Origin of the sequence: Streptomyces sp. NPDC051576, assembly GCF_040681835.1 — a bacterium.
Taxonomy (GTDB): Bacteria; Actinomycetota; Actinomycetes; order Streptomycetales; family Streptomycetaceae; genus Streptomyces.
In genome coordinates, this window is record NZ_JBFAZO010000001.1 from 1,136,269 (window position 1) to 1,160,103 (window position 23,835).

Genomic DNA, 23,835 nt, shown 5'->3' on the forward strand with positions numbered 1-23,835 from the left:
CAACCACGGTGTGCCCCTTCATAGAGCGGGGTCCTCGTTACCTGGGCGGGGCGGGGGCTGGCGTCGGAAGCGGTCCAGGGCGGTTGCGCGTTCGTGGTAGGGGATGCGTGACAGGCGCGAGACCATGGCCCACATCTCGCGTTCGGCGGCCAGTTCCTGGGGGACGCCGAGGCCCAGAGAGCCGGCGAGTGGATAGCGTCCGACATTGATCAGGGCGCGTACGGCGGCGGCCCACTCGTCGGTGGCGACAACCGCGCTGCGGTACCACACCGGGATGAGGGCCAGTAGCACGGTCGCCGTAGTGGCCACGACCGGGATGTCGGCGGCCGACGAGGCAAGCGTGGCGAGTGCGCCGAGCACCACGACAACGTGGCCGTAGAGCAGGCATACGAAGAAGTCCACGCTGGTGCGGGCCGTGTCGACCTGACGGCGCGCCTGCTCGGGTGCCGTGGCGGTCAGTTCATTCCATAGCAGCTGTGAGTCGAGCCGGTAGCGGTCGTAGGCGTACTCCTCGAAGCGGCGAATCGCATTGCCGAGCTGGGTTGGGGCCAGTTGGGTGTCTTCGACGGGATAGCGGGCAAGGCGCTCCTGCAGGAGGGCATGGCGGATCACGGTGCTGCGGCGGTCGCGGTGACCGTGCCGGGCTATGCGCGGATTGTCCTGGAGCCGGGCGAGGTCTGCCGCTTGGGCGGGTGGCAGTGAGCCGTCGTCTGCCCGTCTCTCCAGGCGTATGACCATCAAGCGGTCTGCGAGCCCGTGTCGGCGCCGGCGATGGCGGCGGCAGCCGTGGTCGTAGGTGATGGACGGCCACAGCAGGTAGCCCTCCAGGATTCGGTAGAGCGGATTCTGAAGGGCGTTGAGGACCAGCCCCAGCATCAGCGAGGCGGTGAGGAAAGCGAGCGCGCGCCTGCCCTCAGCGAGGTCCGCGAGCCGCTCGAAGGGCGGGACGTCACGCAGACCGGGCAGCAGGGTCGCGCTGATGACGGCGAGGTTGAGGGCGGTCGGCAGGATCCATCCGACCAGCAGGCTCCAGGCGCCGCCCAGTGCTCCCTTGGCGATGTCGCCCATCAGCCGCGCGCACTTTGCTCGGGGGACTGCGGGGTCACCAGCGGAGTAGGTGCGGGAGCAGAGGGGCTCGGGTCGGGCCACTCGTCGTCGTCCGGGGCGGGGGAAGGGCCGGGCGAGGTGTGCATGATCCGAGATGAGGCTGCTTTCCGCCTGACTTGGATCGGGGGATCTGCTGGGCTCGCTGGTTGGTCGCCCTGCGGCCGGCGCGCGCGGTACGCGTCGCGGTACGCGGCCGGTGACGAGCCGAGCTGGCGGCGGAAGTGGCCGCGCAGCGCCACTGGTGAGCGGAAGCCGCAGCGGCCCGCGATCTCGTCCACCGAGTAGTCCGACGTCTCCAGCAGACGTTGGGCCTGCAGGACGCGCTGGGTGATCAGCCACTGCATGGGGGCGCTGCCCGTCAGGGCACGGAAGCGGCGGTCGAAGGTGCGCCGACCCATGTATGCGCGTGCGGCGAGTGTCTCGACGTCGAACTGCTCGTGGAGGTGCTCCAGGGCCCAGGCGACGACCTCAGCGAGTGGATCGTTGCCGATCTCCTCCGGCAAAGCCCGGTCGAGGTAGCGCTCCTGGCCACCGCTCCGTCGTGGCGGGACCACCAGGCGGCGGGCCAGCGCGCCGGCCGCCTCATTTCCGTGGTCCATCCGCACGATGTGCAGACAGAGGTCGATTCCTGCCGCCGTGCCCGCTGATGTCAGTACGTCGCCGTCGTCCACGAAGAGTTCTCGTGGATCCACGTGCACTGACGGGTAGCGCTTGGCCAGCGTCGGCGCGTACATCCAGTGCGTGGTCGCGGGGCGGCCGTCCAGCAGGCCCGCCGCCGCCAGAACGAAGGCGCCGGTGCTCAGCCCGACGATGCGGGCGCCTTCCTCATGAGCGCGGCGTAGTGCGTCGAGCGCCTCCTGCGGCGGCGGAGTAGTGATCGAACGCCATGCCGGTACGACGACCGTGCCTGCTCGGGATATCGCCTCCAGCCCGTGGGGCGCGACGAGTTGCAGACCCCCGGTGGTCCGCAGCAGGCCTTCTTCGCCTGCTGTCACCAGCAGGCGGTAGCGCGGGATCCCCGCGTCCTGGCGGTCGATTCCGAATACCGACATCGGTATGGAGCTCTCGAAGATGGGGCCACCGCTGAACAGCAGCACCGCGACGATCTCCTTGCGGCGTCGCCCGGAAGGCTTCCGAACCGTCGCGTCCGTGGAGCCGGCGGGCGGCGGCCCGGACCCAGCATGTGTGTCGGAGCTCGGCATTAAGGAAGGCCCGGCTTCTCGAGATCGGGGCGAGTACTGGCGCAGGATCGACCGGAGCTGCTCAGAGGCTGCCGGTTCGTCGCGCAGGACGCGCCACAAGCGCATGCGCCACGAGGCCTCCACGTCGGCGGCAATCCCCGGTTCCTTCCGGACCCGTGCCCGGATGAGGTCCGCACGGGCCTGTTCCAGTTGCTCCCTGGTCTCGCCCGCGCGGGCGCCGTCCTGAGACTCATTGCGTATCAGCAAGGCGGCGACGGCGTCGCGGACCGTTGGCCAGGAATCCTTCAGCACGTGCTCTGCCAGCATGGCGGCACCAGCTGCAGCGAGCTCCCTCAACGTGCCTACCCCCGTTGCCCGATGCCGGAAAAGCCGGGGCGTGGAGTCCCCGGCTCTCTTTGACCTGCGGCAGCCACCGTAGGAGGCCACAGCCGCTCATGAACAGACAACCGGACCGGTCCCGCACCGTGAAAGGCGGGCGCCGAGATGCAGTAGCCCACCACCGGTAGTGCTACGTCGACGACGGCACCGACCAGAAGCATCACCGGGCACGCGTCAGACCGGCTCCATCATCTCCTAGCCGTCGGCGCCGAGTTGGAGCGGGGGTCTCTCCCGCCTGGCGCGAATTCGCGAAAAAAGAATTTCCGTCCTGCGGGTAGTCCAGCGCTCTTCGCCGCTCCGAGCCTGTAGCCCCACCCAATCTCAGGGAACCATGGACCGGCGGAGGTCGAGATGATGCCCAACCGAGAGTGGGATGAGGCCCTTGCGCGTCCTGGCGTCCCAGAACGCAAGGTCACGGAACTGGCTGCAGGAGTGACCGCTCCCGAGGAGGAGAGCGGGTCGTGAGGTGCAGCGGAACCCCACGCAGCGCCTCCCCGCATTCAGACGAAAGCTCGTAAGCCGTCTGGCGATGCCGCACTACACAGTGTGACTAATGTGCTTGCTACTGGAAGTCCCCGTATGGCTCGAACCTGCGGCAGTCGCCCAGGCGCGTTCGGACTCCGCGACTGTGCCGCTCACCTGCGGCAATGACGTGTGAGGTCACACTAGGGACGCGTGTGATCTTCCCGCGTGGCTGATTTGGCATGAATCACAGGAAGTCTCACAGGTAGGGCCATTTGTGGCCCTGACCTGCGAGAACTCGCAGTGTGACTGGTGCCCCCGGCAGGATTCGAACCTGCGCACACGGCTCCGGAGGCCATCGGAGACCGTTGCTCTTTTGGGGCGCTGACCTGCGGGGGAGGGGGCTCCGTGGGGCCTGCTGAGCAAGGTCATCACGTCCCTATTACGTGGGCGGCCTGTCGAGCAGCAGGGCGGCGCCGTATGGTCGAAGGCATGATCTCGGGCAGCGGCGGGGACCAGGACGGCGGCACGGAGTTCACGGAGGAGGGCCTCGGGGTTGTCCTGCGAGAAGCGTGCGCGACAGCCCAACTGGACTCGGACGGGGCTGAGTTGCTGCGGCTTGGCTCCAATGCCGTGTACCGCTTATCGACGTCACCGACGATCGTCCGCGTTGCCCGTGACCCAGATGTCCTGGAGGAGATGGAACGGGCGGTACGGGTTGCGCGGTGGCTGGAGGAGCAAGATCTCCCGGCTACTCGGGTGCCGGCAGGCGTCACGCAACCCCTGGTGATCGGCGGCCGGGTCGTGACCATCTGGGAGAGCGTTCAAGAGCGCGAAGAGTACGCCACGGTAGGCGAGTTGGCCGACCTGCTTCGTCGACTCCACTGGCTTGAGGAACCCGAGTCCCTGAGGTTGCCGTACTTCGACCCGTTTGCGAAGCTGTCGGGCTCCCTGAGACAGATGGACGGCATCCCGGAGGAAGACCGCACGTTCCTGGAAGACCGCGCCGCACAACTCCACAAGGACTACGACCGGTTGGACTTCGTCCTCCCATTCGGGATGATCCACGGCGACGCGAGCATAGGCAACGTGCTTCGCCACCGGGACGGTCACGCGGTGCTCATCGACCTCGACGGGTTCGCGCTGGCAGCGCGCGAGTGGGATCTGATCCAGACCGCTATGTTCTACGACCGGTACGGCTGGCACACGAAGGCCGAGTACGACGAGTTCGTTCACCGATACGGCTTCGACGTCATGAACTGGCCTGGCTACGAGACGCTGGCGGATCTCCGTGAGCTGATGATGGTTTCCTGGCTCGGCCACCAGGTCGCCGGCAGCGGGCGTTCCGCGGCCGAGTTTGCGCGGCGCGTGAGGTCACTTCGTACCGGTGAGGGACGAGACGCGTGGGGTCCGTTCTGAGCGGGGCACCATGTACGGGAGTCAGACACTGACGTGAGCCTCGGATGCGACCCAGAGTCTGTGCTCTTCGACTTGCTCAGTGAAGGCTCGCGCTTCGGTGGTGTTGCCTACGGCTGCGAGGCCTTGCCGAAACTCAGCGAGGTAGCTGACGCATCGGGCTGACTTGAGCTGCTCGCCGAGGTCGAGGGCATCGAGCGCTACTCTGCACGCCTCCTCGATGTCGCCGGCACGTAGGTGCGCGTCGGCGAGAACCATCGTGGCGAAGAAGTCGCTTCGTACGTGACTGCCGCTCATGGCGTTCTCGGCGTGCGCGACGGCCTGCCGGGCGCTGTTGACGTCACGGAAGCAATGCGCAGCTTCGGCGGCAAGCTCGGTCTCGTCGAAGTAGCTGATCCATTCGGGCTCGTCGTCGCTGTTGCGGCTCTCCAGTGCCCTCGTAGCTGCGCTCAACGCGCCTTCGCAGGCGCCTACGTCGCCAGTCCGGGCAAGAGCGCGGGCTTCCATGACGTGGAACTGGGCGCGCAGTGTCGGAGTAGCGACAGGGGAGATGCCCATGAGGGCGGCCCGAGCGAGCGTCGCGGCCTGGGTGTAGCGACCGAGGAACGTCGCCTGATGACTCATGGCGGACAGGATGCTTCCGGCAAGTCGGCGGTCGTTGGCGTCCTGGGCCAGTCGGAGCGCCTGGAGGAAGTACCGCTGCGCCAAGCCGTGGCGGCAGGCGTCGTAGGACATCCAACCGGCCAGGAGAGTCGCCTCGGCCACGGTGGAGAACAGGGCCCGCCCGACCTGCTCGGTGTACTGCCCGCGCAGGAGCGGAGTCACTTCGGTGCTGAGGTATTGGACTGCTGCGTGCCGAGCGTGGTCGCCGCCGAAACGGTCGTCCAACTCCGCGAACATGTCCGACGTGGTCTTGATGGCGGCTACGTCTCCGAAACCGACGCGAATTCCGTCCCGATGTTGCCGGGGAACGGCCGGCTCAGGAGCGACCAGCCACCTAAGCGAGGCTTCGTTCCATGCCGGCTCGGAGGGCTCCGCCTGTAACAGGGGTTCGTACCGGTTCAGATCAGCGCGCCACAGCAGGCCGACGGTTTCGATCGCTCCTTCGGGGCTCGCTGGATAACCGGCGTCCAGGAGCCCGGTGTCTCGCTGGCCCTCGTGGTTCAGCCCCAACTCGGCGGCGCTGAGGCCGTACGCCTCGCACAGAAGCGGACCGTAGAAGTCGTCCGGTGTGCTGTGCCCGTTCTCCCAACTGGCGATACGGCGCTTCACGCTGGCGTCCGACGGAAGTTGGTGGCCACGGCGGAGCGCAACCTGACGCAACTCCCGTACCAACCGCGGCTGACTCCAGCCGCGACCTACTCGGGCTTGCCGTAAGTGAACGCTGATCGGCTCCAGCGAGGACGTGACCGTTCCCTCCCCACTTGTACATGGGTGCGACTTCTGGGGCACGCGATTCTTTGGCTTCCCGACCGAATGTACGCGCTGTTCACCGGTGCGCGCTGCAAGTAATAGGAGTTCGTGGGTTGTTGACCCGTGACGAGGGATGACGCGTGCACCTGGGACGTGTCATCCCCCGTCACCTCTCGTCATCTGCCCTCACCAGGGTGGCGCCCCTGAGTCTGGACACCAGGCGGCATTGCGGCCGCAACTGGGTTCTGACCGAGGTGAGATGACGTGCAGCGGATTACCAGAAGTGGCATGGAATGGCTCTCTGCGGCAGCGGACAACCCCGCCGAGTGTCGGCAAGTCTGGGCGGACGATCCCCGAAGGCCCTGCGCGCTGTCGACCGGCCGGTTCTTCGACGTGGTGAGTGTGGACCAGCGCCTCGGGATGGAGATGTTCGATCGCCTCCGACGAAATGGCATGCCGTTCGGGCCGGCGGTCGTCGACCGCAGGGCGCAGCGAGTCGGATTCTTTCTGGGCTCGCATGGCCGCGAGGTCTTCGCGTACTACCTCGAACGCGAAACGTCATCGCCACCGTCGTACCGGTACCTCGACAACGGCTGCGCCATCGTCGTCCCCGGAGCCATCCCTCTGTCCGAAGACCGTTACCAATGGCTTCGCGCACCTAATCGCCGACCGGAAGCCAATCCGCTGCGCCCGGTCGCCCTAGCAACCGCCCTGGTGGCCTCCGCGGAACTCCTGGCAAGGATGGACCGCTTCGACGAGCAATACCCGACGCCGTACTCGGCGGTCGTTGCCCTCCCCGAGGAGACGACCACAGATGCCGGATGAGCCGACCCACGGACGCGACGCTGCCGCGTGGTCGCCTCTCGACAGCGACGGCTGGTACGCAGCCCGAGACGCGACCACCGCATTGCGCGACGTCCTTGTTCGCGCTGGCCTGGAGAAGGACTTCCCTTACCTACGCGCGGACGTGAACGCCTTCGGGCACGGCCTCGTCGACTTGGGCCGAGTGTCCCCCGCCACGGCCGAGCGTCTCGCGGAGCTCCTTCGCCTGGCGCTGGCAAGCGGATACCGCCGAGACGGAAACGACGGAAGTCACGGATCGTCCATTGCCGAAGAACACGAGGGAAGGGCTTGACGCCATGACCGACCGGCGCGGAGTGGTGGCCAAACGAGCGGAGAACTTGTCGCCTGGCGTGCCCTACGTACGCGGCTGGAACCGCGCACGGCAGGGCGCTGACGCACTGGCTGATCAGCTCGTGGTGCTCGGGCTGGACTCCGACTTCGCCGGCTTGGTGGCCGACGTGAACGTCTTCGGTGACGGGATCGTGCAGCTCGGGACCATTCGCCCGGAAGCGGCCGAGCTGCTGGCGGGGCTGATTGCGGCCGGGCTTGCTGCGGAGTCGAGTGACATGACGACAAAGGCGCCTCTGCTCTCACCTCGGGAAGCGCCTGCGGCATGAACCGATGCTCGGTGGCGGTTGGTTGTCCTGCCGTTCGTCCGGGACCGGCGCCCCAGCGCCGCAGCCCGGACGAACGGCAGGACAACTGCTACACCCTGGTTCCCCGCTCGATCTGGTGTGCTTGTGGTGCGGCGGTCTGCTGCCGCTCGACGTCGTACTCCGCTACCAGGCCTGATGAGGTTGGTGTGCCCCTGCCCCACCGGTCGGTGGAAGTGCGGATGTAAATCGTAGGCAGTCTGCCTGAGACTGGACCAATATGTGAGCTGCGGCAACGTGTTGGCTCCTGGTGTCCTCATGGACCAGCGGCCGGTGCCTGACGCGGGTCGTTCATCCGTACATGGCCGCGCTCTCGGGACGCTCTGAGACTGGGGCAGCGAGCAAGGACAACTTATGGCGTTCCACACCTCACTGCCTGACGGATTGCCAACTCCGTCTGGCACCAAAGGATCCATGCTTCTCAACGCAATCTGGAAGTGGTTCAAGGCGGAGAACGAGTGGCCTACCTTGGACCAGATCGACCGGGAACTCTACCGACGTGAAGGTGATGCTTCCTTCGTCGAGAATGCTCTAAAGGAGATCCCCAAGGGGCTAGTTTGGGGGATCGACCTGGTGCGTCTGAGCTCTACATCGTTCACGCAGCCAGTCCAACTCACGCTGGCTGGTGTGGCCAACTGTGATAACTCTGCAGCAGAGGTCAACGCATTCCTAGGGCTCGTGCGTCTAGGGGCTGGAATTGAGCGCGATTGGGAGCCATCGAAATCGCAGGATGCTCCGCATCAGCCTTACCTCGACCCTGAAGTGCTGAAGGACCATGCAATCTTCGATCCAAACCTTCTTCCAACACCTGAGGTGCTGTATCGAGCTGCCCCGCTAGCACTGAACGAGCCGTGGAGTTCAGGAATGGGGTTTAATCCTGCCGATTTTTACTGGCGTTTGTCTTTCGATCGTCGCATCCGGCCTTTTGCTGGCGTCCAGGACCTAGCGGACTACTGGCAGAGGCGGGCTCGTGTGCTGGCGCCAGCGCCGACGGCCGACCATGTCGCTGCTCTTGCTGGAGTGGCAACTGTCGACGCAACCGCGTTCGATGCCGTTGCGGAGGTGGTAGGCACAGTTGCCAGCATGCTGACCGGTCTTCATGCAGACGTGGACTCCAAGTCCGGCGCCCTTTTTCGTGATGGTTATATCAAGCAAGCGGTGTTCGAGATGTGTAAGCACGTCGAACACCGGGTACAGACGCTCGCGGATCCCAAGTCCAGTGGAAAGGGATTGATGGGTAGAGTATTCAACTTGAAATCCCCTTTGCTTGATCCCACTATGGCGACTGACGATTTTTCGCGCCAAGACGAGCAAGAGGGATTCCAGTACCTCTTCATGGGTATGATGCAAGCTGTCCGCAACATGGGCGGACATGGAAATTACCCAGTATACTCCGAGGAAGAGGCTTTTGAGATTCTAGCCTTCCTTAGTTTCCTCTCACGCCGCCTGGATATCGCACAGCAGCGTCTGCAGATTTCGGATGGTGAAACAAATGACTCGGGATCGTAGAACTAACCGCATCACGAGCTATGAGCTTGGGAAGCTTGGGTCTTCTACGGGCGTTTTCTTAGCTGACCTGCGGCGAAGCTGCTAGCGGGCCGGACCAAGTCGGCAACGTTTTCCCTGCTATTCCCCGTGGTTTCCCGCACAACCTGGCACGAGTCTGGCACGGCGCTCCATCCTGCGGTCGCAGGTCTAAAGGATCAAGCTCAGCATAGTTGCGGCAATCAGCAGGATGACCCCAGCCAGGATGAGGTGGATTGCTAGGCGGAGCCGGCGGAACTTGATTACGACTGTGCGGGAGAGGAAGGAAACCCGCTCGGCTCGCAGATCCGCGCGCATGTGGTCGCGTAGCGTCTCGGGTTCCAGAGCCGCCCAACGTGACCAGCCTTCGGCGGTCACAGTGTCGATGTGGACTGGTCGGACGGTGATCAACAGAACCATGATGGCGATCACGAGGCACATCGCGCCGGCCGCACCGACAGCTTGTACGGTCACCCCCTGGTGGTCGGGGCTCTGTGTCGCGACGAAACCAAGCCCCACCCCGGTCGTCGCCAGCACGATGCTTGCTTTGGTGTCAGCCCGTGCGAGTTCGCTGGTGAGCGTTTAAGTTGTCGGACGAATGGTCCGCGCCGCTGTCCAATCCCTGTGCCATGGAGCCTCCATCCCCTGAAACGGAGACGTCGACGGGCGGCTACTGGTTCGCCCGCGCCGAGCAAGTCCGGTGCGCAATACCCACGGACCGCTTCGTCCCGAAGCAACTTGGGTGGAGGTGGTGCCTTGGGGTGGTGAGGGTTCCACCTGCGTGGATGGTCCGCAGACGTTCGCGGTTGTTCGCCGTTGTCTGCTGGCGTTGTCACGCAGTTAGAGACTCACGGCTGCTGCGCAGCTTGCTTTGCTGCCGCGTTCCGCGCGTGAGCTTCGCGGCGCAGCGGGGTTCGTAGTCGCGATCTGGCGGGTTATGCAGGCGCTGGTGGCAGTTCGGAACAGCCGCTCGTTTTCACGATCCACCAGGGAAGGACTGTTGTCCCCCAACCGAGGGCGCTGTCCGCTCCGACCGTCTCTCACTGCCCCCCCCAGTAGAAGACCCACCGAAACGGCAGGACCTCCACGCGCAGGATCTCAAGGTGGCTCGTGACGTGGCGCCGCACGTCGCCGATCTCGGCAAGCACCGCCGGCGCGCGTCCTCATCGGTCAGCACGTGCTGGCTCGCGTATGCCCGCTTTGGAAGTTCGATCGAGCGGCTCCCACACGACCCCTCGCAGTGCTACCGGTATGGCTGTTGTCCCTGTCGTCTGGCCTGTGCATGCGAAGGTTACGCAGCGCCTCCGTCGTGCCTTTGAGTAGGAACCGCATGCTGTTCCGCGCGCTTTCCAGTGAATGTCCCGAGGGCCGGGGCACTGTGATCTTCCGAGAGTTGGGCTTGGAGCCGAACGCGATACCCATCAGAGGTTGGCGACGACTGCTCGCCTTTTGTGGTTGGAAACCAACTACGTGACCTCACCTTCAAAATAAGGCTCACACAGTTTGTGAATGATCTCCCCCCTCCTCGCTCGTCGAGCCCGCTCATTACTCCCCGAAATGACATCTGTGTGGTAAGACGTGGCAGCGCTACCAAATTCTCCTTGCGGGTACTCGCCTTTCGCCACGAGATTTACCGACGCATAGAATAGATTCAGTGATTCGGCTAGACCGGCCCGGTCACGGCAGTTCTCTGCACCCATCCTGACGATTTCCACAAGTAGCGTAAATAGATCATTCTTTTGCCAAGCTCGACTATCCCTCTCGAGCTCAAGAGATTCGAGCAAGGCAACCGCTGCTCGCAGTTTCGCTAGGGCCTGATCCTTCAGGGGGAATTCGTCATTGTATTGACGCAGGTACTTCTCATGCTCCACATCTCGACTGAAGTAGCCAGAAATTACGGTGATCAGCACGGTGAGGCACCAACGCACGTCTCCCATGCGTCGATAGTCTGCGGCTGTGAATGTTCTGTGCTCATCAAAGAAAGGCCATGAACTCACTTCTTCTGCCGCCCTCTTCAAAGCTCCATCAAATCGAGCATTATTGACCTCCATTGTATTAAGGCCGTAATTAGTCGAGTTCATACGATAGAAGACGTTTCGAACTTGCTGGATCGTGAGCTGGCCGAGATCTCTTACTACTACTTCGTAGTTCAGAAATGAATGCTGAGTCGTCTCACCAAGGTCCGTGTATGCAGTGAGGTCGCCGAGTCGAAAATCCGGGGACGCCCTGAAGTACTGGTAAAGCGTAGTAATGCGCTGCTGGCCGTCAACGATCTGTTGAGTGCCAATTCCAGTCTGCAGGTCTGTGTCACCATCGCAAAGAAAAATCTCAGGAAAAGGGAGACCTTCGAGCACCGTCTTGATGAATTCTTGCTTGTGGCGATTGGTCCACACGAGACGGCGTTGAAATTCCGGTTGTGGGATCAAGGTGTTATTCGTGATTGCGGTGAGTAGCTCTCGGATCCTCTTGTTCGTTGCAGTCGTTTTCACAGCCGATCACTTTCTTGACAGGCGGCCACAGCCGCACCTTGGTAAGCTTCAAGTGCGTCCATGTCATGCCAAACTACAAATGTCACTGCGTACGGACCCGCAGCTTGTCTCTGATGCAGCCCTCTCGCAAGCTCCCAGAGACTTGCCGCCGTCGGAGTGAGCAGAGAAACGGGCATCTGGTCCGGCTTGACGTATCCGCGAAAATGGTTCTCTTGGAAGTCGGCCAGCGTGTCATTTTCCCATAATCCGCCAGAAGACACGAAGGTCCGTGCTTCTCGCCACAGGCTTCCGTAGAGCTCAGGGGATACAATGGCAACATCTACATCGGATTCGTCACCAAAGTACGAATATCGATGGTTTGGGTTGATACTGAACCCCAGTTTGGCGGAACCAACCGTATAAACATCCCTGTTGGGGTGGATATTGACGTGCTTTGCGACGGCCTCACGAAGAAGTGCGTGGACTTCGCTGGATATGGCGACGCAGGGACCGTGCGTGATGAACTCCCTGACGACACCGATCGGTTCAGCATGTCTCTTCAAGCCATCGCGGAACTTCTCCAGAGACCCTTGAATCAGGGTCTCAAGGTCCGCCGCTCCATCGACTGTCACACGAGCACGATATATGGGAGCAGCGTGTTTGTGCGCTGACGTCCACATGTGGGGTCTGTCAGTCCCATCGTTGCCCCCTCTATCACGCCGCACACGAGCACAGGGCCGGTGTTCGCTTGCACCTAACGGGCACGGACGTTCGCTCAGACACACGAAACCTGACGGCCAAGGATGCGAAGGCAGCTTGAGGCATCGCTGTCAGCCGACTTCGTTCACGCTCGCTTCCGGTCACGCGTGTTTGCATGCCTAGCTACACGATGAAGCTGGTGAAGTTTCAACAATCTGCGTTGGTGACGCTAGTCTAGGGCCCGGCCTTAATCTAAGAGCCAAGCTGATCTTGGGCTCGTCGAAGTTTCAAAGGATCTTTCGAGCATGCTCGGCGATCGGGGTCACATTTGGTACTCCAGGAAGGACACCGCGCCGTTTGATCGCATCACTTGAGAACCACCCGAATCCATCCTGTTGGACCCCGAAAGTTGACCTCAATGCCGCGTCTTGTTCTCCAGTAGGAAGTAGTTCATAGATTTCAGCAATGATCACTTCTTGCGAGTCAGCATGAGGGCTAAACCGAATTTTATCGACAATTCTCCCTTGATATTCGTGGAAAATATAAGGAAAGGGGGCAGGGGGAAGTATGGACGTGGCAAGTAGTTCTTCATGGAACTCGCGCCACGGTGAATCTTCGCGGCCGGTGCGGTTGTCAAACCACGCATAGAATTTGGAGAGATTAGCGCCTCTCAGGCGGATACGAAGATCCGCCTCACTCGTCTGATCGATGGGAATTAGATCATCATCTTGGACATCGATTCCTGAAAGGAATGCCTGCCCTTTGGGGGAAACCTTAAAGACGCCCCCGACAGGCTGGTAGTGCGGAAACCTCGAACCCTTAACGAGAAGATATTTGCCATCAATCTTGATTCGGAAGAGATAGGCTGCGGATACTCGAACCTCCTGAGTTCGGTATCTCAGCGAGTACCACCTCATGCGGATTTCCACCCTACTTGCATTTGCGGCGAGTGCTGCGGGCACCACCAGTGCCAAGAATCCGCCCGTTGAGATATCGCCAATGGTGGTATTCTGAAACGAAAATCCCAGCCCGAGAAGCGTGGCGGCCGCGATAATGTAGACGACGGCTCTTAGCAATGTGACTCCTTTTGGCTAAGCGGGGAGGGGGACGAGTGGATCTCGGAGAAGATAGCGTGCAGTCCAGCGTAAGTCAGAAGTTGACTTCGACAGATTTTCGAGAATCCGGGGTGGAAGGTAGTGACATTCATAGAGCGCTATGAGTGTCGCTCGCTGGACCGGCTCACTCGACTCACCCTCATACTGCATGCGTAGAAGTGGGCCGTCTGCCATATCTGAGTAGCGTCCTATGTATCGGGCAGAGAACTCGCGAGGGTAGTTGGATCTATTTTTATCCCGCAACACGTTCCATGCGTAGTCTTTCAAGATCTTTGAATCAATCTGCTTGCGTAGTGCGGAGTGGAGTAGATTTCTTTCAAGGTATGGATAGTCGGCAAGCGGGAAGTCGATCGCTAGAGACTCGAGCGCGTTCGTCAAATCTTCTCGGTATCCAGACAAGCTCTCAACGTAGCGAAGGAGCTGATCAGAGAGATGGTGCATCTCTTTTAGGTTTTCTAGAGCCCAATGAATTGCGGTATCGTCGCGTCTCCTACGGAAGCGGGTGAGGGAAAATTTGACATCTCGCTCTTTTACTGGCTGATGGTCTGCGGCGTTACCAAACAGGTCATGCAGCAATCTCCTGGCGTGGGGCGCACCCCGGTAGTAGAGGTAGGAGATTTGATCGCGGGTGTAATCATCTAGGTGATCAAGTGCGGCCGCTCGGTCTAATATCTCTGTTTTCTTTGCTGATATAGTCAGGCGGCGTGCCCTTAGAGCCTGGTTAGCCCCCGTCAATGCTGAACGCAGCCGCTCCCAACTGTCCGCGAATAGATATGTATCGTCGGAGTATCGCACGTGTTTAACACCGGATTGCCTAATGAATTCATCGAGAGGTAGCAGGTAAACATTAGAGAGGGCTCCCGATGCGCTGGATCCTTGAGGGAGGCCCCAGGCCTGTGACTGCTGCTGGAATCTTTGCAAGAAGTGGTATAGCTGACCAAGTAGAGGTTCATCGATACCCCCCTTTGCGAGATCTAGCTTGAGGACGTCGATGTCAATGTTTTCATAAAAGGAAACCACATCTGTTCTCGCCATCATCAGGTTAGGTGCTGAGGCAAGAATTTTGCGCGCTTGACTTCTCCATTCCAGCCAGTCGTTTACCGAATGTACCTGACTTCGATTGGCGCGATAACTGAATACACTTTCAGAAATTAGAGGGTCAATTGTGGCTGATGCTTCGGCGACCAAGGATTCGTAGGTTAGTCGATCCCTGATGTCGAATCTCGCCAGCGGGCGTACCGAGATCGGGTCTTTTGGGTGTTCAATTATTTCTACCCTGTTTGGGCCGCAATGCGGACTAGATAGGTGCTCTAGTATTTCTTGGCGATAGTCTCTCCATGAGGATCTGACATCGTAGAAATTGATGATGTCTGGTAGCTCGCGGCGACTCTCTACTTTGAATAAGCGGCGAGCCGAAAGATCCAAGTACTGTGCCATCGCCACGAGTGTTTCCTGTCGTTCCGTCAAGTGCCCCTATCTTGCAGTAGGTTACCGGCACCAAGGTCGGCATTCCAGTATGGAAGCCCGGTGGACTCGCAACGTGCGAGCCAACACAGCAGCGATCTTGAAAACCGTCGTCGCAGCGATGTGACCGTGGGTTCAAATCCCACACCCACCGCAGGAGAACGGCCCCTGACCAGGCAAGACCGTCAGGGGCCGTCGTGCTCCGCTGTGCCCGCTCGTCGCCGTGGTTCACCGTGGTTTCCCGCTCGATCGGGCACGGCTGAGGCATGGCTAGCGCGAGCCTCATCCCTGTCAGAGGTCGTGAGGGCTCATGAACGTTGAGATGTCCGAGCTCGGAGTGCACGGGGTTGCCAGTCGTCTCGCCATCTCCTCCTCCGACACTGGCCGGCGCTCGGGCGGTTGGTAGTTGGGATCTTCCCAATCGCAGTGCTTGCAGATTCCTGCGACAACCATGTACGAGCCGCATTCCTCACAGCGTGTTGCCGCCTGGCCAAACCGGAGACGTGCTTCCGTGAACATCACGAGGAGGTGTTCTACGGCTTTAAGGCCGATCTCCGCGTCGATTCGGAGAGCGTTCTTTGCGTGAGTGAGCCAGTTGACGTACTCCCAGGTCTCAACAGCGATCTTCTTCAGGTAGGACCGCAGCTTGGCTGCCGATGGCCCTTCAGCAAGGCGGTTGGCCAACAGGTCGGACCAGGCTCGGAAGTCGGCGTTTTTCGGCCGCTCCTTGCCGTCCGGAACCAGTTCGTCTGAGCTGGTCTCCCCTACGAACGAGACGAGGCACTCGCGGAGGCGGACTCCCACGGCCTGGAAGTCCTCGGCTTCATCACCGCCGTCGTAGGCGCTGAAGGCTTGCTCCCAACGACGCCAGGAACCGGGCAGGAGGTCGGCTGCCTCGGGAGTGAAGGGAACTTCACGTTCACGGAGGTAGGTCACGCGCATCATCAAGCCGACGTGAAATGTGAGAACCACATCACGACTCTTGAAGTCCTGCTGGCTGTACAGGTTGGTGGGGTTCGTGACGACCCACCAGCGACTGTCCTCGCAGTGGACGTCCCAGATGTCATGGCGGACCGGCCCAACCATCTCGCTGGCGACCTTCTCAAGGTGCACAACTGCCTCGTGGGCTTGATCCTCGGCGTACAGCCGAATGTCCTGTTTCTCTTGCTCAGTTGCTTGCACGGGTCCCCCAACGGTTGCTCGTGGGTGAGCTTAGTTTGGACAGATCACCAAAGCAGGCGATATTTGCATACGCCGACCGAAGCCCTTTTCGCTCGCCTCACCCACCACTCGCCCCAGCTTCCATCCCGTCCGCCGTCGACCCACACACCGTGGAGCGGGCGTGGTTCCTGGCGTCCAGGTGGAGCGCGCCACTGTACGAACGACCTGGACGCCAGGGGCCTCGTCTGCTCGGCTCTGCCTGGGTCGATGGTGGTCGGGATGGAAGCACCCCACGCACGCACACCCCTACGGGCCCGCAGCCGCGTACGGCGCCCCCTCCATCCCGGTGCCGGCTGATCCCCCGCCGGAGGCTTGTTCTGGCCGTGGCTACTGCGTGTCCAGGTCTCTACTCGGGGCCGTAACTTGCTGCGGCCCCAGGGCTTGGGCCCGGCGCCGAAGGCGCAGAGGGGCCGGAGCCCAGGGGCCAGCCCGCGCTTGCGCGGGCACTTGATTACGTGAGGAAACTCTGAGCCAACTCGGGTTCCGCTACAGCCTGAACGACAGCTCCAGCTCGTCGCCCGGTAGGTGGAACTCCTCCAGAGCCAAGGGCTTGTCGGCCTCCGTGAGCGTCACCCGCAGGACGTGCAGGAGCGGGACCCCATCGGCTAGTCGCAGGGCCTGAGCCTGGTCCGGCAAGGGCATGCGGGTGCGGATGTACTCCGTGAAGCGGAGTTCGTGACCCAGGTCGGCGAGAGCGCTGTAGAGCTCCGGCGCCGGCGGTGGCGCTTCCTCCTCGTACTTGGTGTCGACCAGCACTGAGAACGGCACGTAAGTCCGGTGGAGTTGGCGGAGGCGGCCGTTGTCTGTGGACTGTAGGGCGTCGTACGTGAACATCGGCTCGCCCGGCGGGATGCGGAGTAGGTCCGCTAGTGCCATCGGCGCGTCGGTGCGAGTGGCTACCGGTGGCTCGGCGTCGGCCCAGCGGATGCCGTCCGCCTCGATGAACCGGCCGTCCGCGGCTCGGCGTACGCCGCGTGGGCGTGTGAGGCCGGGGCGGCTGTGCGGTGAGCGCGCGAAGGTGCCGCGGCCCATGATGGCCTCGACGAGACCGGATGCCCGTAGCTCCGCCAGGCCCTGACGGACTGTGGGACGCGTCACGCCGAACTGTTTCGCCAACGCCTCCTCGGACGGGAGCGGTTGGCCGGCAGGGAAGGTGCCATTCAGGATGCCATCGCGCAGGTAGTCGGCGATCTGCCGATACTTCGGCTGCGTGTTCTTCGGTGGCATGCGAGCCCTCCGTGGCCGTGGCTTCTGCGGCTGTTCGTCGTCGTGGACGGCGCGCCCACGATCGTGGACAGCTTCTCCTATCGCTAGGTCGGTTGACAACCCGTACTACGGGTCGGCACTCTGGTCTGCGTCACCCGTACTACGGGTGGTCTAGCAATCCGAAGGATGGGCCTTCGGGTGCCAGAGATGAGGAGATCCGAACAGTGGCAAGCCTTCCGATCGACACCGCGAAGTTCACGGGGATCATCTGCGCCGTGCCCCCGGCTCCGCGGATCGCCAACCGTGAGACCGGTCAGCTCCGCGTCGACCGCGACACCGGAAAGACCATGTACCAAGTCGGCCTCTGCCTGATGGCGGGTTCGTCGGCAGACGTCGTGAACGTGAGCGTGGCCGGTGAGCCGGCGGGTGTGCAGCTCGGCATGCCGGTGGCCGTGTGCGACCTGGTCGCCACGCCGTGGGAGAACGACGGGCGGCACGGGGTCGCGTTCCGTGCGGCGGAGATCCGGCCCCTGAGCGCTCCCGCCCCGGCGGGCAAGGGGGCTGGGCAGTGATGAACCTGGCCTCCACCGCCTCGGCCGGTACGTCCGGTCTGAGTTGGGTTCTGGTGGTGGCCTCAGTGCTGGTGTCGGGCCTGCTTCTTGCGGGCCCGGCCCTGCGCCGCCGCTACCCCCTCGCCTGGTGGCTGTTACTCGGCTTCCCGGCCACAGCCTTCCGGGTCATACGGACCTGGCGGCCCTTGATGGCCGGCTGCGGGCTCGCCGTGAGTCGGCGGCCAGCGCTGACGGTCGTGTCAGGGCTCGTCGGCAACGGGGCGCCTCCACCGCAGCCGCGTGTCCCGCGTTTCGGCTTCATACGTCCGACCGCAGGCGGATTCGTGTTGCTGGTACGGCTGTTGCCGGGCCAAGTGCCGGAGGACTTCGTCAAGGCTGCGCCCGCCATGGCGGAGGACTGGCAGGTTCACACGGTGCGGGTGACCTCCTGGAAGCCGGGGGTTGTACGGATCGTCGTGTCGGTGTCCGACCCGTTGGTGGCTCCTCGGGTGCCGAAGCAGCGGGGCCCTGGCCACCTGCTTCGAGTTGCCGTGGGCGTGCTGGAGACCGGGGCCACGTGGGTGGTGGACCTGCGGCGCGTGCCGCACTGGCTGATCGTGGGGGCCACCCGTTCCGGTAAGTCGACGCTCATCAATGCGCTCGTGGCCGGTCTGGCTCCGCAGCACGTCGCCCTGGTCGGCATCGACTGCAAGGGCGGTATGGAACTGTCCCTCTACGAACCGCGGTTGTCGGCTCTCGCGACCAACCGTGAACAGGCGGTACGTCTCCTGGCCGCACTCGTCGATCTGACCCTCGACCGCATGAGCGTGTGCCGGGCGGCTCGCGTCCGCAACGTCTGGGGTCTGCCGGACAAGGAACGCCCGGTCCCCATCGTCGTGATCGTCGACGAGATCGCGGAACTCTTCCTCATCGCGAGCCGGAGCGAGAAAGACGAAGCTCAGGCGGCCGGTACGGCGCTTATCCGGCTGGCCCAACTCGGCGCGGCCCTCGGGGTGTTCCTCGTGGTCGCCGGCCAACGTGTGGGCTCCGACCTTGGGCCCGGAGTCACCGCACTGCGGGCACAACTGGGCGGCCGTGTCTGCCATCGCGTGGCCGACCCCGGGACAGCCGAAATGGCGCTTGGCGACCTCAACCCCGATGCGCTCAAGGCAGCGCAGGCCATCACCCCGGAACAGGCCGGTACGGCCGTCCTCGCCTCAGGTGACGGCTGGGAACGCGCCCGGTCCCACCTGATCACAGAGGCGGAGGCGGAAGCCGTCGCTGCCGAGTACGCGCACCTGACTCCCATCCTGTCCGAACTGCACGTCGAAGCGCCGTGAAAGGGGCCTGCCGTGCTGGTGTCCATGTCCGCCGTGCTGCTGCTCGGACTGCTGATCTGGTTCCTCCTGCGCATCCGCTACCTGCGATGGGTCGACGCGCTGCTCTGCGGAGCCTTCGGCTTCCTGCTCTCCAAGACCGTGGCCGCGCCGTTCGCTCAAGCCTTCCTCGATGGCGTGAACGGCTTCCTCGGCCAACTTCGGTTCTGAAAGCGCCCGTTGACAAGACAAGGGGACTCCACGTGTCCAACTACGTCATCCGCTCCGGTGACCGCAACGAGTTTCTCGCCGGTCTGCGGGAACTGGTCGACTTCCTGACCGCCAACCCCGCGGTCGTCGTGCCGCGCCACGCATCCGTCGCCGTCCTGGTCGACGCATCCGACTCCGCCGCTCGCCGAGAGGGAGTGGAGTCCCTCGCCGCTCCGCTCGGCGTGCCGACGGAGGACCTCGGCCAGGGCTACTTCGATGCACGCCGCGACTTCGGACCGGTCGCCTACGTCGCCGTCGGGGTTCCTCCCGAGGAGCGGCAGTGATCGCCCGTATGACGGGCTCCCGACGGGGCGCGAAGTCGCCAAACCCGACCCCGTCAGGAACCCACTCCATCCGCCACATGAGCAGTGAAAGGAGCATTCACACTTTGTCCACCGCGCATCATTCGCGCAAATCCCCGCTGCCCGACTGTGAACTCAGGCAGGAGGACTCGGAGGTCTCGACCTGCGCGGGACGAGAACAAGTCGTCCTCGTCGGGCTCGACGACACCGAGCATCGCCTGTGCCCCGCGCACGCTGCGGCGCTCTGGCTCACCGACCCGACCCTCCGATTCAGCGCCAAGACCAGGCCGGAAGGCATCTCGGCCGTGATGGGGCACGCGTTCGGCGGCGGGGGTGGTCGACGATGACCACCACACTCCTACCGAGTAGCGCCGAGGCTCTGATCTCCAGAGCCTCGGAACCGGAGTTCGCCGCCTGGCGCCGGAACATCGTCCGCCTAGGCGGCTGCACCAACCCGATTCACCTGGTGGGCGCTGCGACTGTCTTCGACACGACCACTGGCGCGGCCCTGCTCTCGTACGGGTCGGACGTCTACGGCGGTCGTCTGCTCACCGCATGCGGCAACCGGCGGGCGACGGTCTGCCCGGCCTGCTCGGCGCTGTACCGGGCGGACACGTACCAACTCGTCCGTGCCGGACTCGTCGGCGGCAAGAACGTCACGGAGGCGGTGAGCGGGTATCCACGTGTGTTCGCCACGCTCACCGCTCCCGGCTTCGGCCCGGTTCACACTCGCCGTGAACGCGACGGGCGCGTACGGACTTGCCGTCCTCGTCGACCGGGGGAGTGCTGCCCCCACGGCCGGCCGGCGGGATGCCGTACGCGCCACTCGGCGGACGATCCACGCCTCGGCGAACCGCTCTGCCCGCGCTGCTACGACTACGCGGGTGCGGTCCTCTGGCACGCGCTCGCCGGTCGGCTCTGGCACCGGTTCGGGTTGGAGTTACGGCGTGAGGTCGGACGCCAAGTCGGGCTGTCACGTTCGGAGTTCGGGGAATTTGCCCGACTCTCGTACGCGAAGGTCGCCGAGTACCAGCGGCGGGGCCTGGTCCACTTCCATGGTGTGATCCGGCTCGACGGACCGGACGGGCCCGACTCGTGTCCGCCGGGCTGGGCAACCGTGCCGCTCTTGGCGGACGCCGTACGGGCGGTGGTCGGTCGGGTACGGCTGGCCGCTCCGGGCGCGGACGTCGTCGGCCCGCGGGAGCTCCGCTTCGGCACGCAGGTCGACGTCCGACCGGTCACCTCGTACCGGCCGGATGCGGGGGAGCGGCCCGCCTCTGCGGCGGCTGTCGCGGGCTACATCGCCAAGTACGCCACGAAAGGAGCGGAGACCGCCGGCGCGGTGGACGGCCGGATCTACCGGGCGCGAGACATGGTCATGCTGCCCGTACGGGCGCACGTGCTGCGCATGATCGGCACGTGTTGGTGGCTCGGCGGCCTGCCGGAGTTCGAGCCGCTCGGGCTGCGGCGTTGGGCCCACATGCTCGGGTACGGCGGTCACTTCTCCACCAAGTCACGCCGCTACTCGACCACGCTCACCGCTCTCCGGCAGGCCCGCGCTGACCACCGCGCGGAGCAGCAAAGGGCGTTGCTCGGCATGGCTGACCTTCCGACCGTCACGGTTGGCGAGTGGCGTTACGCGGGGCGCGGCTACTCGCCGGAAGCGGCGCTCCTTGCTGCCTCCGTGCGGGAGGGCGGTGTTCGTCATGGCACGTGACAGCCGCGGCAAGGCGGCCGAACTGCTCACCGTGCGGCAGGTGCTCGACGAACTGGGCGGCATCTCCCGACGAACCTTCTACCGCTGGCGGGAACTGCGCATCGCCCCTGCCTGCATTCGCTTGCCGAACGGTGAGCTACGCGTGCGTCGGGACGTGCTCAACGACTGGTTGGAGGACCGGGCGGAGGGGGCGGCGTCGTGAAGTCGTACAAGGTCGTCATCTGGAAGCTCAGCATCAACCGCTCGGCGAAGAAGCCGACTTACCTCGTCCGCTGGTCCGTGGACGGGGAGCCGTTCCACGAGTCGCACAAGACAAAGGCGCTGGCTGACCGCTTTCGCGCGAAGCTACTTCGGGCGGCGGACAAGGGCGAGCCGTTCGACACCGTGACCGGCCTGCCGGACTCGCTCCGGGGTGGCAAGGCGGCGTTGTCGTTCCTGGAGTTGGCACTCAAGTACATCGATAGCCGGTGGTCGGAGGCGTCAGCGAAGCAACGGGACAGCATGACCGACTCGTTGGCGACGGTTGTCCCCTCACTGGTCAAGCCGGGACGTGGGCGCCCCACTGCCGAGATCCTGCGGCGGGCGCTGCGTTCGTACCTGCTGCCTCCGCCTCGTAGGGAGAGGGAGCGGCCGGAGGAGATCGCTGGCGCCGTGCGCTGGATTGAGAAAGCGTCACTTCCGGTCGCGGAGTTACAGGAGATCGCGCGAGTTCACGAGCTGATCGACGTGCTCGGCCGGAAGCTGGACGGCAAGCCCGCGGCGACGCAGACGTACCGGCGGCGGCGCGCGGTGGTCTTCAACTCCCTTCAATTTGCAGTCGAGTTGGAGTTGGTGACGTCCAATCCGCTGAACCGTGTGCGGCGCAAGCGAGGCAAGCGGCCCGTGCAGGAGGTTGACCGAAGAGTGGTGGTCAACCCTCGGCAGGCGCGTGAGCTGCTGTCGGCGGTGACGTACGTCGGCGGCTACGAGCGGGCGAGTGGTCGGCGGCTGCGGGCGTTCTACGGGTGCCTGTATTACGCGGCCATGCGTCCGGGCGAGGCGCTGGGTCTGCGCCGTACGGACTGCGTGCTTCCGGCGAAGGGTTGGGGCCGCATCGAACTGGCCGAGACCCGGCCGACAGCGGGCAAGGCATGGACCGACTCCGGTGAGGCGCACGACCGGCGGGGTCTCAAGCAGCGGGCAGAGGGAGAGGTGCGGATCGTGCCCATCCCGCCGCCGTTGGTGCGGTTGCTTCGTGAGCACCTGGACGAGTTCGGTACGGCGAAGGACGGCCGGCTCTTCGCGAGTGAGCGAGGCAACGTCGTGGCGGCCTCCTCGTATTCGCGGGTGTGGAAACAGGCGCGGGAGCTCGCGTTCCTGCCCGAACAGGTCTCCTCGGTGCTCGCCTTCCGGCCGTACGACCTGCGGCACGCGGGCGTGTCCCAGTGGCTCAACTCCGGTGTGCCCGCACCGGAAGTGGCGGCACGCGCCGGTCACTCGGTCGACGTTCTGCTGAAGATCTACGCCAAGTGCATTGACGGCCAGGAGCAGGAGATGAACGACCGGATTCTCAAGGGACTCGGCGACGAGGGGACAGACTGAGGAAAGCGGCACCATCGAAATGAGTTAGGAGCCCCGGATCATTCCGGGGCTCTGACCTGTGGGGGGTGTAGCCCGAGGTCAAGTCAGCCAGGGCGGGGTGACGAAGCCTGCGTCTGCTCCGTCGTACCAGCTCCATTGCAGTTGCTGCCCGAAACCTCCCACAGGCGTGCCAGACGTAAAGAATGCGCCTCCTTCTGGCACTACATCGACCACTTGTCGCTTCCCTGCTTGGGTGACTTCGATCTTCAACGACCATGAACATCGCACGCTCTCGGCACGGCCAGTGATCAGCAACGACTGGGATTCCCCTGGGGAGAGTGTGATGACGTGATCGTCAAAATATGGACGGCTGCCAGTACGGGCCAGACGTTGGACCGAGTCCTCGTAGGCGGCGCCCCACGCCTCGGGGCGATCATCGTCAAGCAGGAAGTCCAAGACGATTGCCCCGGCTGCGCCGGCCGGTGGATACCTGACCCACACACCGCTGAAAGGCTCGTCCACTTGTCTCCGCTGGACGTTGATGGCGGTGATCGTAAGTGGCTGCTCTGAGCGGTTTTCCACCAGGAGCTTGACGGTTGTCGCCTTGAAGTCAGCGGCGCCTTGTCGTCGGAGCAGCCAATACATCGGCATGTAGGTGCGCATGTCTTGGGGTACGTGCTGCGGCAGGGCTGCGTCCGTAGGCAGGGCGAGCTCCCAGGCTTTGGGAACGAGCACCTCCCCTGTGACAGCTAGCGGGTCACCGCGCTTCACCCAACGTCGAACGGCCACGCCAACCCCGATGAGCGCGGCAGCCACTAGGGAAGCAACGATGGTTTCGATCACGTAAGCGCTCCTCGTGGGTTCGACCTCTGATGCACGCTATTCCCGTGCGGTTGGGGCCGGGAAGCACGGTCTGACCTGGTGGTAGGTTCACCAAGATCATTACGT

23 protein-coding genes, 2 tRNA genes and 1 pseudogene are annotated in these 23,835 nt (G+C 63.6%); 14 read left to right on the forward strand and 12 right to left on the reverse strand.

All coding sequences use genetic code 11. The features are described 5' to 3' along the window. Positions 1-18 precede the first annotated feature (18 nt). From AB0M63_RS05340 to AB0M63_RS05350, 3 genes and pseudogenes are all read right to left on the reverse strand, one after another. Complete coding sequence (locus AB0M63_RS05340) at positions 19-1,068, reverse strand: hypothetical protein (protein WP_366018445.1); 1,050 nt, start codon at positions 1,066-1,068, stop codon at positions 19-21. After that, positions 1,068-2,243, reverse strand: a pseudogene (locus AB0M63_RS05345) (helix-turn-helix domain-containing protein); the annotation flags it as partial. The gene AB0M63_RS05340 and the pseudogene AB0M63_RS05345, both read right to left, overlap by 1 nt. Before the next feature lie 1,216 nt (positions 2,244-3,459). After that, positions 3,460-3,532 (reverse strand) — tRNA-Arg (locus tag AB0M63_RS05350). A gap of 109 nt (positions 3,533-3,641) precedes the next feature. Here AB0M63_RS05350 and AB0M63_RS05355 point away from each other — a divergent pair. After that, positions 3,642-4,568 (forward strand): aminoglycoside phosphotransferase family protein, encoded by a 927-nt coding sequence (locus AB0M63_RS05355; protein ID WP_366018446.1) that lies wholly within the window; start codon positions 3,642-3,644, stop codon positions 4,566-4,568. Between the two features lie 21 nt (positions 4,569-4,589). Here the strand turns inward: AB0M63_RS05355 and AB0M63_RS05360 are convergent, their stop codons facing one another. Continuing rightward, positions 4,590-5,837 (reverse strand): hypothetical protein, encoded by a 1,248-nt coding sequence (locus AB0M63_RS05360; protein WP_366018447.1) that lies wholly within the window; start codon positions 5,835-5,837, stop codon positions 4,590-4,592. Positions 5,838-6,266: 429 nt separating this feature from the next. Here AB0M63_RS05360 and AB0M63_RS05365 point away from each other — a divergent pair, with 429 nt between their 5' ends. From AB0M63_RS05365 to AB0M63_RS05380, 4 genes are all read left to right on the forward strand, one after another. Continuing rightward, positions 6,267-6,803 (forward strand): bifunctional DNA primase/polymerase, encoded by a 537-nt coding sequence (locus tag AB0M63_RS05365; RefSeq protein ID WP_366018448.1) that lies wholly within the window; start codon positions 6,267-6,269, stop codon positions 6,801-6,803. Continuing rightward, on the forward strand, positions 6,793-7,113 hold the full coding sequence (locus tag AB0M63_RS05370; protein WP_366018450.1) for a hypothetical protein: 321 nt from the start codon (positions 6,793-6,795) through the stop codon (positions 7,111-7,113). Before AB0M63_RS05365 ends, AB0M63_RS05370 begins: the two co-directional genes overlap by 11 nt. Positions 7,114-7,117: 4 nt before the next feature. Further along, positions 7,118-7,438, forward strand: a complete 321-nt coding sequence (locus tag AB0M63_RS05375; RefSeq protein WP_366018451.1) for a hypothetical protein — start codon at positions 7,118-7,120, stop codon at positions 7,436-7,438. A 450-nt stretch (positions 7,439-7,888) separates the two neighbouring features. Beyond that, complete coding sequence (locus AB0M63_RS05380; RefSeq protein WP_366018452.1) at positions 7,889-8,983, forward strand: TIGR02391 family protein; 1,095 nt, start codon at positions 7,889-7,891, stop codon at positions 8,981-8,983. A 186-nt stretch (positions 8,984-9,169) separates the two neighbouring features. On the opposite strand, the gene AB0M63_RS05385 is transcribed toward AB0M63_RS05380, so the two are convergent. The 5 genes from AB0M63_RS05385 to AB0M63_RS05405 all read right to left on the reverse strand — a co-directional run bounded on the left by AB0M63_RS05385 (position 9,170) and on the right by AB0M63_RS05405 (position 14,717). Beyond that, positions 9,170-9,535, reverse strand: a complete 366-nt coding sequence (locus AB0M63_RS05385; protein ID WP_366018453.1) for a Pycsar system effector family protein — start codon at positions 9,533-9,535, stop codon at positions 9,170-9,172. Between the two features lie 929 nt (positions 9,536-10,464). Beyond that, positions 10,465-11,487, reverse strand: a complete 1,023-nt coding sequence (locus AB0M63_RS05390; protein WP_366018454.1) for a DUF262 domain-containing protein — start codon at positions 11,485-11,487, stop codon at positions 10,465-10,467. Continuing rightward, positions 11,484-12,098 carry a hypothetical protein gene (locus tag AB0M63_RS05395; RefSeq protein ID WP_366018456.1) on the reverse strand — a complete coding sequence of 205 codons (615 nt, stop codon included), beginning with the start codon at positions 12,096-12,098 and terminating at the stop codon, positions 11,484-11,486. The genes AB0M63_RS05390 and AB0M63_RS05395 overlap by 4 nt, the downstream gene beginning before the upstream one ends. A 354-nt stretch (positions 12,099-12,452) precedes the next feature. After that, the gene (locus tag AB0M63_RS05400) at positions 12,453-13,241 is read right to left on the reverse strand and encodes a hypothetical protein (RefSeq protein ID WP_366018457.1); all 789 of its coding nucleotides are present in this window, start codon (positions 13,239-13,241) and stop codon (positions 12,453-12,455) included. A 15-nt stretch (positions 13,242-13,256) separates the two neighbouring features. After that, positions 13,257-14,717, reverse strand: a complete 1,461-nt coding sequence (locus tag AB0M63_RS05405) for an RNA-directed DNA polymerase (RefSeq protein ID WP_366018538.1) — start codon at positions 14,715-14,717, stop codon at positions 13,257-13,259. Between the two features lie 88 nt (positions 14,718-14,805). On the opposite strand from AB0M63_RS05405, the gene AB0M63_RS05410 reads away from it, so the two are divergent. After that, positions 14,806-14,900 (forward strand) — tRNA-Ser (locus tag AB0M63_RS05410). A 135-nt stretch (positions 14,901-15,035) separates the two neighbouring features. Here the strand turns inward: AB0M63_RS05410 and AB0M63_RS05415 are convergent. Both AB0M63_RS05415 and AB0M63_RS05420 read right to left on the reverse strand, forming a co-directional pair. Continuing rightward, entirely contained in the window at positions 15,036-15,926 is an 891-nt protein-coding gene (locus AB0M63_RS05415; RefSeq protein WP_366018458.1) for a hypothetical protein, read from the reverse strand. Positions 15,927-16,451: 525 nt separating this feature from the next. Next, positions 16,452-17,192, reverse strand: a complete 741-nt coding sequence (locus tag AB0M63_RS05420; protein WP_366018459.1) for a GntR family transcriptional regulator — start codon at positions 17,190-17,192, stop codon at positions 16,452-16,454. Positions 17,193-17,395: 203 nt separating this feature from the next. Between AB0M63_RS05420 and AB0M63_RS05425 the strand changes: the two genes are divergently transcribed. The 8 genes from AB0M63_RS05425 (at position 17,396) to AB0M63_RS05460 (ending at position 22,908) form a co-directional block, all read left to right on the forward strand. Then, the gene (locus AB0M63_RS05425; protein ID WP_366018460.1) at positions 17,396-17,743 is read left to right on the forward strand and encodes a hypothetical protein; all 348 of its coding nucleotides are present in this window, start codon (positions 17,396-17,398) and stop codon (positions 17,741-17,743) included. Continuing rightward, positions 17,743-19,062: an FtsK/SpoIIIE domain-containing protein gene (locus tag AB0M63_RS05430; RefSeq protein WP_366018461.1), complete on the forward strand. Its 1,320-nt coding sequence runs from the start codon at positions 17,743-17,745 to the stop codon at positions 19,060-19,062. Before AB0M63_RS05425 ends, AB0M63_RS05430 begins: the two co-directional genes overlap by 1 nt. A gap of 12 nt (positions 19,063-19,074) precedes the next feature. Next, positions 19,075-19,269, forward strand: coding sequence for a hypothetical protein (locus AB0M63_RS05435; protein ID WP_062234062.1), 195 nt, complete (start codon positions 19,075-19,077; stop codon positions 19,267-19,269). A 32-nt stretch (positions 19,270-19,301) separates the two neighbouring features. Beyond that, positions 19,302-19,592 (forward strand): hypothetical protein, encoded by a 291-nt coding sequence (locus AB0M63_RS05440; RefSeq protein WP_366018462.1) that lies wholly within the window; start codon positions 19,302-19,304, stop codon positions 19,590-19,592. A gap of 104 nt (positions 19,593-19,696) precedes the next feature. Next, positions 19,697-19,957 (forward strand): hypothetical protein, encoded by a 261-nt coding sequence (locus AB0M63_RS05445; RefSeq protein WP_366018463.1) that lies wholly within the window; start codon positions 19,697-19,699, stop codon positions 19,955-19,957. Continuing rightward, complete coding sequence (locus AB0M63_RS05450) at positions 19,954-21,327, forward strand: replication initiator (protein WP_366018464.1); 1,374 nt, start codon at positions 19,954-19,956, stop codon at positions 21,325-21,327. Before AB0M63_RS05445 ends, AB0M63_RS05450 begins: the two co-directional genes overlap by 4 nt. Further along, positions 21,317-21,529, forward strand: coding sequence for a helix-turn-helix domain-containing protein (locus tag AB0M63_RS05455; RefSeq protein ID WP_366018465.1), 213 nt, complete (start codon positions 21,317-21,319; stop codon positions 21,527-21,529). Before AB0M63_RS05450 ends, AB0M63_RS05455 begins: the two co-directional genes overlap by 11 nt. Then, a complete protein-coding gene (locus AB0M63_RS05460) occupies positions 21,526-22,908 on the forward strand; it encodes a tyrosine-type recombinase/integrase (RefSeq protein WP_366018466.1) in 1,383 nt (460 codons plus the stop codon). Before AB0M63_RS05455 ends, AB0M63_RS05460 begins: the two co-directional genes overlap by 4 nt. 78 nt (positions 22,909-22,986) lie before the next feature. Here AB0M63_RS05460 and AB0M63_RS05465 read toward each other — a convergent pair whose 3' ends face one another. Further along, positions 22,987-23,730, reverse strand: coding sequence for a hypothetical protein (locus AB0M63_RS05465; RefSeq protein WP_366018467.1), 744 nt, complete (start codon positions 23,728-23,730; stop codon positions 22,987-22,989). Positions 23,731-23,835 lie beyond the last annotated feature (105 nt).